This window comes from Candidatus Rickettsia kotlanii (assembly GCA_030295365.1).
In the GTDB taxonomy this organism is placed as follows: domain Bacteria; phylum Pseudomonadota; class Alphaproteobacteria; order Rickettsiales; family Rickettsiaceae; genus Rickettsia; species Rickettsia kotlanii.
Genome location: AP027062.1, coordinates 1,054,031 through 1,066,663, shown reverse-complemented (window position 1 = coordinate 1,066,663; position 12,633 = coordinate 1,054,031). Strand labels below are relative to the sequence as shown.

Here is a 12,633-nt window from a genome sequence, read left to right as displayed (position 1 = left end):
TGGTTTTACTAGATACTGTGGTCGAGCCACGGTATGACACCGAACTGGTTTTTCAAGCCATGCAACAACGCCGCGACTGCAAGGAGCGTCGCAATATCATAGCAGGACGCCTGAGATTGCTTCGTCAAAACTTATAGTTTTTCCTCACAATGACGTAGAAATATATCACATATTAATAGTCCTCTTATCTACACTAAGTGCTGCCTCTTTTATAGCCTCGCTTAAAGTGGGGTGAGCATGGCAGGTTCTTGCTATATCCTCTGAAGCTGCTCCGAATGCCATATAAGCCGTAAGCGCGGCAATTAATGTACCTGCATCAGCTCCTATAATATGAGCTCCTAAAACCCTATCGGTTTTACTATCAGCAAGGATCTTAACCATCCCTTCCGTACTACCGATTGCTCTTGCTCTACCATTTGCTAAAAACGGAAACTTACCAACTTTATAATCAATACCTTTTTCTTTTAGCTGTTCTTCTGTTTCACCGACGCTTGCTACTTCAGGATAAGTATATATTACGCTTGGAATTAAGTTATAGTTAACATGTCCTGTCTGCCCTGCCATAATTTCCACGGCAGCTATAGCCTCTTCCTCGGCTTTATGAGCAAGCATAGCTCCTTTTACCACATCACCGACTGCGTAAATATTTGAAATTGCTGTTTGGAACCGGTCATTAATCTCAATGCTACCTTGCTTATCCGTAATAATACCGACAGACTCAAGTCCTAGATTTTGCGTATAGGCTTTTCTGCCTACTGCCATCAACACAACATCGCTTGTTATTATCGAATTCTTACCGCCCTCCTCTATTGTCAGATTTACTTTTCCTGACTTTACTTCAGCAGATAGCACTTTAGTATTCAGTTTAAACTCTATACCTTGTTTTTGCTGTAGTTTCATAAATTGTGTAGCAATTTCTTTATCAAGCATCGGTAAAATGCTCGGTGCATACTCAATAACCGTTACTTTAGCTCCTAAACGACGCCAAACTGAACCAAGTTCTAAGCCTATATATCCTCCGCCAACTACTATTAAGTTCTCAGGTACTTTAGAAAGTTTTAAAGCACCGGTAGATGAAACAATAAATTCTTCGTCTATTTTGATATTCGGTATTTCTATGACGCTGGAACCTGTAGTAATTAGGATATTTTTGGCGTTAATTTGCTCTTTATTTACTTCAATGATATTACTAGCGCTAATTTTAGCTTCACCTTTTATCCTAGTAATTTTGTTTTTGGCAAATAGACTTTCTATACCTTTTGTAAGATCAAGAACTACTTTATCTTTATTAGCTAGCATTTTTTGTAAGTCTAGTTTTACATCTACAGTAATACCTATATTCTCAAAATGTTTTAGAGCTGCTTCATATTTTTCCGAAGAATTAAGTAAAGCTTTCGATGGTATGCATCCTATATTTAAACAAGTGCCGCCAAGAGTATCGCTTTTCTCAATACACGCTACTTTCATACCAAGCTGAGCAGCCCTAATACTACCTGTATAACCGGCTGGACCGCTACCTATTACCACTAAATCAAATTCTTGCATATTTGTTTGACCTTAATAAATTGTTGGATCGTCATTGCAAGCAGCCGCAATCTTGTCAAATATCCTGAGATTGCTTCGTCAATTACTTACATAATTTCCTCGCAATGACGTAATACTGCTAAAAATACACTACTATCACCTTTATAACAACTTTAATCTTATACTATTCTTATTTGGTGAAGCAATAAAACTAATTAAATTAATATTATCTTCAAAGCCGTTTGTATAATTTTGTAGTAAAGAAAACATCTTTTTAGAAATAGCATAATTATGACTAGTATTTAGTGAATTTGCCTCACCTATATTTTTTATTGCTCTCATTAAAGCTAAAGGATTATCAAATTTTATCTCTATATTTTCATAGTCAACAATTACTTCGGCAAATCCTGCTTGCGAAAATAAAATCGGAACATGATCAAAATGAATAAAAGGAGCAATATGAGGAGAGTGTTTAAAATCACTTGCTATTTCGGCATCTATTAAGGATTTACGTAAACTCTTTAAGCTATTTCCTCCGACAAAATTACCGATAAAAATACCGTCAGACTTTAAAAATATTCTTATATTAGATAAAAAGTGTTGTACATCATTTATCCAGTGTAACCCTAATGAATAAATAATTAAATTAAAAGAGTCTTTTGGCAATTCTAAATCTTCATCATCGATTAATAATTTATGATTATGCTCAAAAGAATCAAGCAATAAAGGTGACATATCTGTTACGGTAATATTGGCACTGCGATAAGCATTTTTTAGTAAGCTCGTAAGATAACCGCATTTAGCCGATATTTCTAGAATATCCGAAAAATCCTTATCAATCATCCCTAATCGACTTATTATATCATTAGCTGCATACTTGATAAATAAGCTGTTACTTATCCCCTCTACTGCATTATTTCGGTGATTTTTTAGCTTTAGTCTGTTGAATATATAATCCTCTCCTATCTTGAATTTTCTCTCCTAAAATTTTTGGTGGCAGTCGAGAAATAAAACCCCCTAAAAAATCTCCTAGCAAACTATTTTGAACAAGTTCTCTCTGTCTTGCAGTGCGAATATCATCCCCTTTAACTCTATCTAGCCCTTCAAAATTCTCCTGAACATCTACAATTTATAGGTTTCGTATTGTTATTATTAGGTGATAAAGGTTCTAGCCTCAACAGGCTTTTTTCTGCAGGATTTAAATCCGAAGTTAGATCAACATGCTCCAAGTAGACAGGTTTTAGTTGTTTATCATTACTAGAAACTTTTTTTCTTTCTATCGCTGAAACATTGTTCTCGGACTTATTAGATTCTCCTAGAGATTTATAACTACTTATACACAACAATACTAATATAAATTTCTTTAACATAAACAACCCTGTATATTATTACAGTTAATATAAATTAAATAATATATGCATCGAGTACTGAAATAAATTAAGGGAATTATATACTTGTATAACCTATATTTTCTTTTTATTTATCCAAGATGTAAATTCAGACATACTAAACACTTCTATTAAATTACTGCCAACTTGATCCTTGAGCCGTTTCAAGGCTTTTTTCTTATATCCATCACCATCAATTATTATAGTATCATAAATTCCTTGTTTTTTTATGTTTAGCACAAGATAAGAATATTTTTCATCAACCGATCCTCTTGATTGTTGCCACTTAAATTCTATAACTAGGTAATTGGGGTGACGTTCTGGATGATATAATATAAAATCGCATTTCCATTTAGTATCATAAATATTTTTGCAACTTCAAACTGTCTAGTATCAATAGGCTACTTAAGGATCTTAGCTGCACTAAATCTTTTATTAGATACAAAACAATATCCTTCTCTTTTTAGTCGATCATGTATAAAAATCTCAAGTTCGTTTCCAGTTTTATTAGCTTATAAAATTGCAATTTGTTTTACCATTGTACTAATAATTTCTTATTAAAACTTCATTAGCTCCTTGCCTACTGTCGGATTTACAATTTATGCTTCTTGGTGCATTTACTATATCTATACCAAAGTTCTTTATAAAATCGCTATCTGAATTTGTAAAGCTTTACTACACGCAAGTATGTTGTCCTTATCAAGAATATTAGGATTCATATAAGTAGTGCCCATCGGGATATTGCACTCTCCTTTGCTATTTACTCTATAAAGACCATTATAATAAGTCTTGTTAAGGTATATGAAACGTGTTGCTATCTCAATAGGGTTATTGCTATTTGCGTTCTTTCTAACAGCATAGTAATAATCTTGAGAGTGATTAGCTTTATGCTTAGCTAACAGCTCAATTAATGCTCGAGTTTCATCCTTAACTTAAATATCTCTCTATGTGTTTTTTACTAATAGTATAATATACATGTTTATAGTCAAGCCGGCTTTAAACAGGTCGGAGAATATAAAGCTCAAAGCATGGCATTTTAAAGGTAATACAAGTTATTTAATGATAAGAAATATATTAACATAAGCTTTACCCCACTTTCTACTTCTCATTTTTTGCTTTTTTTAAAATGGCTAGAAATGCCACATATAAAACTATGGTGGGATAAGGATATAGGATGGAGTTTAGAATTGATTGCACAAAAATACTCAATCTATGTTAGAGGGCATAAGCTAGAAAATAATGAGCCTAAAAATATACACGCTTACATTATAGAAGCAGACTGTATTCCTATAGGATGCATCCAAATTTACAATGCTTATGATTTTGAACGTTCAGACCCATTAATAAACTTACCTTCAAAACTTGCAACACTTGATTATTTCTTTAATGCTTAGGTTTTGTGGACATTTAATAGAATCATCATAATTATAACTCTTTTTTGCTGTAAATTATAAGTTTTTTTGAAATATGAATAACTACTCTTTCAAAAATCTTATTAATTTTCGCTAAAGAATACTTCAAAATAAAAAATCAATTAGAAATCTTCACAGAACCTAGATATATTAATATATATTAAGTGTAAAAAGAATTAGTGAGAAAATGCTAAAAGATCAGAATTTAGATATAGAAAGAAAACAAGACCATATTGAAATTAATCTTATGAAAAACGTTGAATCTACACTTAAAAGTGGTTTTGAATCTATTCAATTTATTCATAATGCATTACCGGAAATTAACTACGATAGCGTAAATACAACTACTACTTTCCTCGGGAAATCTTTACAAGCCCCTATCCTAATTTCGAGTATGACCGGAGGCACGACTAGAGCTAGAGATATTAACTATAGACTTGCACAGGTCGCTCAAAAAGCCGGTATTGCTATGGGGCTTGGCTCTATGCGGGTTTTGTTAACGGAACCGGATACAATCAAGACATTTGCAGTAAGGCATATAGCTCCCGATATCCCTTTACTAGCCAATATCGGTGCAGTACAGCTTAATTACGGAGTGACACCTAAAGAATGTCAGTATTTAGTGGATGCTATTAAAGCCGATGCCTTAATTTTACACTTAAACGTGTTACAGGAACTGACTCAGCCGGAGGGTAATAGAAACTGGGAAAAGCTGTTACCTAAGATAAGAGAAGTGGTTAATTACCTCTCTATTCCAGTAATTGTTAAGGAAGTAGGATACGGTTTATCTAAAAAAGTTGCTGAGAGTCTTATTGATGCAGGGGTTAAGGTTCTTGATATTGCAGGGAGCGGTGGAACATCTTGGAGTCAAGTAGAGGCTTATCGTGCTACAAATTCGTTACAAAACCGTATAGCTAGTAGCTTTATTAACTGGGGAATTCCGACTTTAGATTCTCTAAAAATGGTGCGGGAAGTTTCAAAAGATATTCCGATTATTACCAGTGGCGGGTTAAAATCCGGTATTGATGGTGCAAAAGCAATTCGTATAGGAGCTAATATTTTTGGATTTGCCGGTCAATTTTTAAAAGCGGCAGATACTTCTGAAAGTTTGCTTTCCGAAGAGATACAATTGATAATTGAGCAGCTTAAAATTACCATGCTATGCACCGGATCACGCACTTTAAAAGATTTAGCAAAAGCAGAGATTAGGTTGTAGTAAAATTTATATTCATAATATATTGGCACCAAATTCAACAATAACTCTTTCAGCCTTATAATCACTCATTTGAACAAGTTTAACTGCTTCAAGATAATTACCTTTGGTAAATTCGTTAATGACTTTCTACCAAAGTATTAATGCCGATTTATTTTCAGGAATAACCGCAACTTCCCATAATCCTTTATGTATTTGCCAAATTTGCTTAGCTACTTTTATATTGATCTATGGAAAATTTATGTTTTTTCAATAAATATTTAAAATTTTCTATACATTCATATGTAGCAATTTGATGCCATATATCACTGACTTCTTTTTTCCATGATGAAGACCATTCGCCTTTAACTATATTTCGCACAGGATTTAAATATTCTTTTTTTTCTTCAATATCCATTATTAGGCAAAAGAGCCCATAAAACTTTGTTTGGATAATAATCTGTTAATGCTTTTTCTTGATTGAATTTGAAGGCATCAAGACTACTTGTTAAAGGATTAATTAATATAAAACCTCTACGACCTAGATGTCCTACAATATGATCATTTAAATCTTCGTTCGGTACTAAACTCGGTACGGAATATCCTTTTAAATATGGCTTTACAAATTCAAGATCTTTAGAAGCAGAATGTTCTACTACACTTAATAAATATAAAGTATCTTTTAGAGTTAATTCTTCAATTGGCGAAGCTTTATTTTTATACAGAAATGTATCTATTAAAATACGTCTTTTTGCTTCTGCTTTAGTTTGTTTTTTGTTTTATAGTTTTCTTACAATTATCACATGAACAACTAGAGTTATTGTTATGATTACATATAGGACCTAATAGAGCAAAACTCGTTTCTCTATAAACATAGCTATAATAATTTCTACTCTTTAGCTTAATAACTGAATTTGTATCTAGGCCGTATTTACAGAATAATTTATAATGCGTAACAAGCAGAAATAAACTAACTAAACTAATTAGGAGATACATTAACATTAAATTCTTCTAATAAATTAGCTATTTTCTCATAGTTATAATAACGTTTTATTAAATCTTTGATTTGTTCTCCTGTTAAATGTGATAAATCTTTATGAGCCATAACTTAATATAAATTAATTGATTATTAGATATATAATTGTGAAAATTACATCTGTAATATAAATATATAACTATTTTTATTATAAAAGTAAAAATAGACTGCAATAACAAATGCATATGAAACTTTTAAATACTCGACAGTGGAAACCTTGATTACTATTTGGCTTTCCGGTTCAATAAACTACAAAAATTGGCTAACTGTCCAAACTAGAGCATGGTAAGCTAGTATTACAGAAAAAAGATATTTTTGTTTAGGTAAAGTTGATGGTAATATTTTAACAGTCCGTTTTATGTTCCGAGATAATCATGTAAGAATTTTTGGAGCAGGATACTGGCGTAAAGGTAAGAGAATTTATGAGCAAGAGGAGTAAAATACACTAGTGGGGAAATAGGAGAAGTAAAAATAGTCAAAGACTTCTTGCTACACCCTAGAGAACTTTTATTAAAAGATGATTCAGTAAAAGTAACCATTTCTTTAAGTAAAGAGAGCGTAGAATTTTTTAAATCAGAAGCAGTAACTACACATGTTCCTTATCAAAAAATGATTAGGATTTTACTAGATAAATATACTAAGTATTATAAAGAAAATAAACAAGCATAACATACTCTTCTGCTTTTAAGAATTGCTTGTTGTTATCTTCATGAATTCACGTACTCACTTATTAAGTATCAGCTGTACACACTCACCATTTGATAACAAATTCAATTCTTGAAATCATTCGAGTATACCATAAACTGAGCTGGCGGAGAGAGGGGGATTCGAACCCCCGACACGCTGCCGTGAACACGCTTTCCAGGCGTGCGCCTTAAACCGCTCGGCCATCTCTCCCAAATTTTTAGCATTGCCTGTATGGCTTCCTATATCATTCTCACAAAGTATTGATGTTGTTGCATAGAGTAAAAAGCCTACTCGATATCATCCCAGCGGAAGCGAGGATCCCAAAAAATAAACCTATAAAAACAATTTTTTCGTAGGTTTTACTGGATGCCAGCCTTCACGGGAATGACATAAAACGATCTATGCCAAAAAGCCTTTAGTCGCTTGCAATGACGACTTGGGTATATCCATACGACAAAGCTAAGACTTATTCTGAAAAAAAATATTATTGGCTTCTTCTAGCTCATTTTTAGTATTAACACCAACAATTAAATCATGATCAGTAGATAATAAATATGAAACTTTTTCACCGTGATTTTTACATATTTTTACTATTTCAGTTAAATAAATTTCCTTATGACCGTTAGTATTAGTGGCAAATAAAGGTAAGTATTTATTTAAAATTTCGCTACTGAAAGCCATAATACCTGAATTACAAAGCTTTATGTTTTTCTCTTCTGCGCTTGCATTTTTATGTTCGATTATCTCTAAAAATTCACCATTTTTATCAGTAGCTATTCTCCCATATTGAAGCGGATTTGCTCTCTTAAAGCTTAAAGTCACTAATGCAGAATTAGTAAGGCTTAAATAAGCTATTAATTCATGCATAAGTTTTGGAGTAATAAGAGGATGATCAGCGTATAAAACTAATATTGTTTTATTTTTATTAATGAAATCTATTGCTGCATAAGTAGCATGAGCTGTGCCTTTAGGTTCTTCTTGCAGTACAAGGCGACACATATGTTCATAGGGCGTTAAATGTTTTTGAAGTTCTTCTGAATAAACTATAATTACATCATCTGTGACGCTAAGTGAATTCTTTAATACCGTTTCAAGCATTGGAACTCCACCGACTTTATGCATTACTTTTGGTAAATCGGACTCCATCCTAGTACCTTTACCGGCTGCTAAAATAATTATTTGATAATTTGCATTGTTATAAGTCATGGTTCTCCTTGTATTATTTCGTAAACATCATCAGATAACTCATAATTCCCAAAAACTCTTTGCACATCATCGCTTTCTTCTAAAACTTCTACAAGCTTTAGTAATTTTTCAGCTTTGTCCTTATCATCTATAATTATTGTATTTAATGGGATCCAGCCTATATACGAATCTTCAGGTATGCCGTATTTGCCAGTGAAAAATTCTAGAACTTTAGAGAAATTTTCAATATCCGTATAGATGGTATGGGTGGTATCATTAGATATAATATCATGTCCCCCAGCTTCTATGACTGCCTCTAAAACATCTTCATTAGATGCTATATTTACTGGATACTGAATAACTCCGCAATGGTTGAATAAATAATTGACACTACCGATTTCACCTAAACTCCCACCATATTTAGTAAAACTAGAGCGTACTTCTGCAGCAGTGCGGTTTTTATTATCGGTTAAAGCTTCAACTATTATAGCAATACCATTCGGTGCATAACCTTCATATCTAATTTCCGTATAATTTTCGGTATTAGAAGAATCATTAGCACTATTCATAGCTTTATCTATTCTTTCTTTAGGGAGATTTTGACTACGTGCGGCGGTTAAAGCATTTCTAAGACGTGGATTATTTTCAGGGTTATTAGAAGAACCGGTTTTAGCTGCAGTAACTATTTCACGAATTAATTTAGTGAAAACTTTTGCTCTTTTTTTATCTTGAGCCCCTTTACGATGCTGAATATTTTTGAACTTTGAATGACCGGCCATATTTATTTCTTTTTTTTAAAAGTAGTATTATATACTCTAAAGTAAAATGAAAAGTAATATACGAAGATCAACTTTAAAAAGAGCAAGGAATCTGCAAACCGAGGAACGGAGCATATAATAAACACTCAGCACTCGAGGACTTAAAAAGACGACGTAGCTAATTTTTCAAGTTCATCGAGTATATTTTTTTTTCTCCAAAAACGATTAATTAACCTTGTTTTGCTTTAAATCTTTTATTCTTTTTATTTATTACAAAAATTTTGCCTTTTCTTTTAACGATCTGACAATCTTTATCACGTTTTTTTAAAGATTTTAATGAGCTAACAACTTTCATAAAATATACTTTTACATTTAATTTGGATTGATAATAAACATTTTTATTTAATCAGTCAATTAGGTTTTGTACTCTTGTAATAGAATAATCATAATTATGGCTATTTTAGCTGCAAGTTATAAGATTTTTTTTGAAATATGAATAACTATTTCTGCAAAAATCTTATTAATTTTTGCTAAAAAATATCTCAAAATTATAATCATTAATCAAAAGTGTACAGGACCTAACAATTTAAAGCATTTTTAAAAATACCATGCTTCGTGGTTTTTAAATATAAATTCAACCAATAATTACAAAGGGATCAAATTATGAATAAATATTCATTATATAACTTTACTCAAGAAACTATAAATAAAATCAAGCAAAATGGAAGAGAATGGAGTTTAAACAAACCATATTATGATGAATTTCTTGTTGAATTACCAAAATTAGTTCAAAAATTTGATCTATCTGAGATAATTACAAAAGTAGGTTTTATCCAGGTAAACATGTATCCATATTTAATGTAGTAGGGGAGCTAGTATCATATGCTCAACTTGCTAAATGGGCTGGGAATGTTATTAAAAATGAGCAGCAAGGTGAACATGAAAAAGTTAATAATCAATGGAAAGCTATAAAAGCAGTATTGGAGCATGCTAAAACATCAAGTATAGATTATTGTAGTTTAATAAGAGGCTGGGAAAATAATAAAGGGTAGCACAAGGCGATCAGATACTAAAACTTCTTTTAAACAAAATATTGACTTAAGTATAGATGAGCTGAAGATAGCTAAAATCATAATAGACGAAGCAGATAAAGGAGAATACGGCTTATAAGTTATTCCAAATAATTATAAAAATAATGAAAATGCAAAACATGCAGCTAACGAACATAAAAAATGGTATGAAAGCGTAATTAAATATGATGATTTTTCAATGTTACAAGCTTTAAGCTATAGTGTGGATACAAGCTCTATATTGCAAGAAGCAGATCTTGATTGATCTATCTGAGAATGATTTGCTATATCTCCAGAAATGTCAAAGGAATAAAATAATCTTAACTATCAACAATTTGCAGCTTTGATTCATCAAGCAACTGCTCACGCTAACAGAGAGGAAATACCATAATCTTCTAATAGTTCTAATAGAGGAGAGAGTGGTACAGAAGATACTATTTGAGGTATGCAAGCTAAGGATTTAGTAACATTAATTAGTGCCAGAGTGCAAGCTTTAGATGGGATTACTAATCCTTCAAGATGCTCAAGGTAGCACTGCTGAAGACTTTGTAACATCAGTAAGTAATCTTTTGCAAGCGACAAGAGGCGATATTAATAATTTGTTGGATATGGTACCTGATATATTAGGTAATCCTCAAAACACTAATAATGCTGCTTGGGATTTAGATTAAATCCTTACCTCTTAAATGCTATAACTTCCCTTGCTTCATAAGATAAGTTATGGTATGCTAGTTTGTCTTATTGTAACTCAAGTTATTTTAGCGTTGCTGGTATGGTTTGGGAATTATGCCAAAATTGTCATTGCAAGCGACTACAAGGAGTGTGGCAATCCAGCACAACGATAAAAAAATTCTGTAAATCAGAATTTTTTACTGGACTGCTTCGTCAATTACTCCATAATTTTCCTCGCAATGATGTTAAAACCATGTTACTCCTATTATTATCCTTTATCCTCTTCTCTAAGCCGGCTATTGCCGATCCTGAAATAGCTGAATCCTTTAAATGTTCAAAACTTTTTCCTTACTTTGAAAAAAAATTTAATATCCCATCTAATACGTTACATTCAATAGCTTTAAAAGAATCGGGAAAAAAACATACAACCCGTAAAATTAGAGTAGTATGGCCTTGGACGGTAAATGTTGAAGGAAAAGGCTATTATTTTAACACAAAAAGAGAAGCTATAAGTTTTGCTAGAATAGAGCTTATAAAAGGACGAGAGAGTATTGATGTCGGATGCATGCAGATTAACTTAAGGCATCATTTAGGGGCTTTTAATTCCCTTGAACAGGCATTTGATCCAAATAATAACATTCGTTACGGTGCAGAATTTTTGCGTTCAAAGTATGATCAGCTAGGGAGCTGGCACAAGGCGATAGCTCATTATCATTCAGCTACACATTCTTTAGGGTTTAAATATAAACAAGATGTAGTTAAAATAGCAAGTAATATGGCGCTTTATAAAGCATTCTTACATAGTTATCTAAATAATAATGAAGGGGCTTTAGAAGATACAATTCCAGTAAATAATAACAAAGTTCAAAAAAAATCACTTTTTAGTGGCAATAAAAGATATAGAAGTAGTATTATGATACCGGTTCCTGCTAAAATTAATTAATTCTATGAATATTAAATTAATTACATGTTTTTTAATATTAGTAAGTGTGGTAAAAGTAAATGCCGATTTTAACAATATTCAAGATAATTTTAAATATCAGAAAAAGCAACTAATAATAGAATTGCCTTGGGGTGATTGTACCGAAATTCATAAATTATTAGAGAAAAAATTATCTTTTTCAGAACAACAAATAAAAAAAGAAAATAAAATTCATGAGAAATATAAACAATTTTATTTAAAACATAATAATCCTACTAATTTTTCTATGCAATTTCTTGAGAAAAAATCTGAGACTAATGGAGTAGAAACTTTAATATCAGGTTTTTTAAAATTTTGTGAAGATAATTTTCAAACTAGTAAAAGTAAATCTAATGCTCTAAATTATTATATTAAAAAACAACAAAACCAATGGTTTAATAATATAAGAAATGAGAATTACAAAATATATTATAGAAAAAAATACAAAGATAATATCCTTAGAAATAATTAATTAAGGCAACTATATATCTTGTATAACCTAAATATATGTTAGGCTAACGGAGCTTATTATCCGTATTGCAGCAACCAAAAGATTTTTCATTATGCAGATGGAACGAATCACATAGTATCAAAAGTCAGCACAATTTTTGAAAATAGTAAGATTTCTTTAAAGAAATGGTTTAGTTTACAGCAAGTTTTGCAAGTTACTACGCCAAAAAAAGTTTATCATCGTTACAGCTTTCAAGAGATATTAATATTACCCAAAAAACTGCATGGTTTATGCTTT

The 12,633-nt window shown here is 31.6% G+C and carries 14 protein-coding genes, 1 tRNA gene and 5 pseudogenes; 8 read left to right on the top strand and 12 right to left on the bottom strand.

The features are described from left to right. Positions 1-165 precede the first annotated feature (165 nt). From lpdA to QUD19_RS05860, 5 genes and pseudogenes are all read right to left on the bottom strand, one after another. Positions 166-1,545 (bottom strand): dihydrolipoyl dehydrogenase, encoded by a 1,380-nt coding sequence (lpdA, locus tag QUD19_RS05880; protein ID WP_498807937.1) that lies wholly within the window; start codon positions 1,543-1,545, stop codon positions 166-168. A gap of 141 nt (positions 1,546-1,686) precedes the next feature. Beyond that, the gene (locus tag QUD19_RS05875; protein ID WP_498808699.1) at positions 1,687-2,406 is read right to left on the bottom strand and encodes a class I SAM-dependent methyltransferase; all 720 of its coding nucleotides are present in this window, start codon (positions 2,404-2,406) and stop codon (positions 1,687-1,689) included. Positions 2,407-2,437: 31 nt separating this feature from the next. Then, a pseudogene (locus QUD19_RS05870) lies at positions 2,438-2,894 on the bottom strand (hypothetical protein). Positions 2,895-2,987: 93 nt separating this feature from the next. Continuing rightward, positions 2,988-3,254, bottom strand: a pseudogene (locus QUD19_RS05865) (PD-(D/E)XK nuclease superfamily protein); the annotation flags it as partial. 299 nt (positions 3,255-3,553) lie between these two features. Next, on the bottom strand, positions 3,554-3,814 hold the full coding sequence (locus QUD19_RS05860) for a DNA adenine methylase (RefSeq protein ID WP_498808698.1): 261 nt from the start codon (positions 3,812-3,814) through the stop codon (positions 3,554-3,556). Positions 3,815-4,048: 234 nt separating this feature from the next. On the opposite strand from QUD19_RS05860, the gene QUD19_RS05855 reads away from it, so the two are divergent. Together QUD19_RS05855 and fni are read left to right on the top strand one after the other, a co-directional pair. Next, entirely contained in the window at positions 4,049-4,306 is a 258-nt protein-coding gene (locus QUD19_RS05855) for a hypothetical protein (RefSeq protein ID WP_498807935.1), read from the top strand. A gap of 205 nt (positions 4,307-4,511) precedes the next feature. Further along, positions 4,512-5,540, top strand: coding sequence for a type 2 isopentenyl-diphosphate Delta-isomerase (fni, locus tag QUD19_RS05850; protein ID WP_498807933.1), 1,029 nt, complete (start codon positions 4,512-4,514; stop codon positions 5,538-5,540). A gap of 129 nt (positions 5,541-5,669) precedes the next feature. Here fni and QUD19_RS05845 read toward each other — a convergent pair. From QUD19_RS05845 to QUD19_RS05835, 3 genes and pseudogenes are all read right to left on the bottom strand, one after another. Then, positions 5,670-5,765, bottom strand: a pseudogene (locus QUD19_RS05845) (acetyltransferase); the annotation flags it as partial. Continuing rightward, complete coding sequence (locus QUD19_RS05840; RefSeq protein ID WP_498807931.1) at positions 5,746-5,934, bottom strand: hypothetical protein; 189 nt, start codon at positions 5,932-5,934, stop codon at positions 5,746-5,748. The pseudogene QUD19_RS05845 and the gene QUD19_RS05840, both read right to left, overlap by 20 nt. Positions 5,935-6,495: 561 nt before the next feature. Then, entirely contained in the window at positions 6,496-6,621 is a 126-nt protein-coding gene (locus QUD19_RS05835) for a hypothetical protein (RefSeq protein WP_498807929.1), read from the bottom strand. A gap of 417 nt (positions 6,622-7,038) precedes the next feature. On the opposite strand from QUD19_RS05835, the gene QUD19_RS05830 reads away from it, so the two are divergent. Beyond that, on the top strand, positions 7,039-7,221 hold the full coding sequence (locus QUD19_RS05830) for a CopG family transcriptional regulator (protein ID WP_498807927.1): 183 nt from the start codon (positions 7,039-7,041) through the stop codon (positions 7,219-7,221). A 140-nt stretch (positions 7,222-7,361) separates the two neighbouring features. Here the strand turns inward: QUD19_RS05830 and QUD19_RS05825 are convergent. The 4 genes from QUD19_RS05825 to ykgO all read right to left on the bottom strand — a co-directional run bounded on the left by QUD19_RS05825 (position 7,362) and on the right by ykgO (position 9,537). After that, positions 7,362-7,449: transfer RNA gene (locus QUD19_RS05825), tRNA-Ser, on the bottom strand. Between the two features lie 249 nt (positions 7,450-7,698). Beyond that, the gene (locus QUD19_RS05820) at positions 7,699-8,445 is read right to left on the bottom strand and encodes a sugar phosphate nucleotidyltransferase (RefSeq protein WP_498807925.1); all 747 of its coding nucleotides are present in this window, start codon (positions 8,443-8,445) and stop codon (positions 7,699-7,701) included. After that, positions 8,442-9,203, bottom strand: a complete 762-nt coding sequence (locus QUD19_RS05815) for a YebC/PmpR family DNA-binding transcriptional regulator (RefSeq protein ID WP_498807923.1) — start codon at positions 9,201-9,203, stop codon at positions 8,442-8,444. Before QUD19_RS05815 ends, QUD19_RS05820 begins: the two co-directional genes overlap by 4 nt. 208 nt (positions 9,204-9,411) lie before the next feature. Beyond that, a complete protein-coding gene (gene ykgO / locus QUD19_RS05810) occupies positions 9,412-9,537 on the bottom strand; it encodes a type B 50S ribosomal protein L36 (protein ID WP_498807921.1) in 126 nt (41 codons plus the stop codon). A gap of 308 nt (positions 9,538-9,845) precedes the next feature. On the opposite strand from ykgO, the gene QUD19_RS05805 reads away from it, so the two are divergent. From QUD19_RS05805 to QUD19_RS05785, 5 genes and pseudogenes are all read left to right on the top strand, one after another. Then, positions 9,846-10,046: a hypothetical protein gene (locus QUD19_RS05805; RefSeq protein ID WP_498807920.1), complete on the top strand. Its 201-nt coding sequence runs from the start codon at positions 9,846-9,848 to the stop codon at positions 10,044-10,046. 405 nt (positions 10,047-10,451) lie between these two features. Continuing rightward, positions 10,452-10,923: pseudogene (locus tag QUD19_RS05800) on the top strand (hypothetical protein). Between the two features lie 101 nt (positions 10,924-11,024). Next, positions 11,025-11,867, top strand: coding sequence for a lytic transglycosylase domain-containing protein (locus tag QUD19_RS05795; RefSeq protein WP_498807919.1), 843 nt, complete (start codon positions 11,025-11,027; stop codon positions 11,865-11,867). 4 nt (positions 11,868-11,871) lie between these two features. Next, positions 11,872-12,357, top strand: a complete 486-nt coding sequence (locus tag QUD19_RS05790; protein WP_498807917.1) for a DUF2532 domain-containing protein — start codon at positions 11,872-11,874, stop codon at positions 12,355-12,357. Between the two features lie 120 nt (positions 12,358-12,477). Then, positions 12,478-12,632, top strand: a pseudogene (locus QUD19_RS05785) (IS1595 family transposase); the annotation flags it as partial. Between the last annotated feature and the right edge of the window lies 1 nt (position 12,633).

Excerpts from the sequence above, each read along its gene's own strand:
- lpdA (WP_498807937.1), bottom strand. The coding sequence starts at position 1,545 with ATGCAAGAATTTGATTTAGTGGTAATAGGTAGCGGTCCAGCCGGTTAT.
- QUD19_RS05855 (WP_498807935.1), top strand. The coding sequence starts at position 4,049 with ATGCCACATATAAAACTATGGTGGGATAAGGATATAGGATGGAGTTTA.
- fni (WP_498807933.1), top strand. The coding sequence starts at position 4,512 with ATGCTAAAAGATCAGAATTTAGATATAGAAAGAAAACAAGACCATATT.
- QUD19_RS05840 (WP_498807931.1), bottom strand. The coding sequence starts at position 5,934 with ATGGATATTGAAGAAAAAAAAGAATATTTAAATCCTGTGCGAAATATA.
- QUD19_RS05835 (WP_498807929.1), bottom strand. The coding sequence starts at position 6,621 with ATGGCTCATAAAGATTTATCACATTTAACAGGAGAACAAATCAAAGAT.
- QUD19_RS05820 (WP_498807925.1), bottom strand. The coding sequence starts at position 8,445 with ATGACTTATAACAATGCAAATTATCAAATAATTATTTTAGCAGCCGGT.
- QUD19_RS05815 (WP_498807923.1), bottom strand. The coding sequence starts at position 9,203 with ATGGCCGGTCATTCAAAGTTCAAAAATATTCAGCATCGTAAAGGGGCT.
- ykgO (WP_498807921.1), bottom strand. The coding sequence starts at position 9,537 with ATGAAAGTTGTTAGCTCATTAAAATCTTTAAAAAAACGTGATAAAGAT.
- QUD19_RS05805 (WP_498807920.1), top strand. The coding sequence starts at position 9,846 with ATGAATAAATATTCATTATATAACTTTACTCAAGAAACTATAAATAAA.
- QUD19_RS05795 (WP_498807919.1), top strand. The coding sequence starts at position 11,025 with ATGGTTTGGGAATTATGCCAAAATTGTCATTGCAAGCGACTACAAGGA.
- QUD19_RS05790 (WP_498807917.1), top strand. The coding sequence starts at position 11,872 with ATGAATATTAAATTAATTACATGTTTTTTAATATTAGTAAGTGTGGTA.